The sequence below is a fragment of the Pedobacter sp. UBA4863 genome (assembly GCF_002399615.1).
Classification (GTDB): Bacteria; Bacteroidota; Bacteroidia; order Sphingobacteriales; family Sphingobacteriaceae; genus Pedobacter.
Genome location: NZ_DHDZ01000022.1, coordinates 27598 through 28065, shown reverse-complemented (window position 1 = coordinate 28065; position 468 = coordinate 27598). Strand labels below are relative to the sequence as shown.

General features: G+C 42.5%; 1 pseudogene. It reads left to right on the top strand.

Annotated elements, in window-relative coordinates:
- A pseudogene (locus B3I52_RS03850) lies at positions 1-468 on the top strand (F0F1 ATP synthase subunit beta); the annotation flags it as partial.

Here is a 468-nt window from a genome sequence, read left to right as displayed (position 1 = left end):
AAAGGTGGTAAAATTGGATTATTTGGTGGTGCGGGTGTAGGCAAAACCGTATTAATCATGGAGTTGGTAAACAACATTGCTAAGGCTTACGCAGGTTTATCTGTATTTGCTGGTGTGGGCGAACGTACTCGTGAGGGTAACGATTTATTACGTGAGTTTATCGAGTCTGGCGTAATTAACTATGGCGACGAATTCTTACACTCTATGGAAAAAGGCGGATGGGATTTAAGCAAAGTTGACACAGAAAAATTAAAAGAATCAAAAGCTACCTTAGTATTCGGTCAAATGAACGAGCCTCCTGGTGCACGTGCTCGTGTAGCATTATCAGGATTAACAGTTGCAGAATATTTCCGTGACGGTGATGGCGAAGGCGCTGGAAAAGATATTCTTTTCTTTGTTGACAACATCTTCCGTTTCACTCAAGCAGGATCTGAGGTATCAGCACTATTAGGTCGTATGCCATCTGCG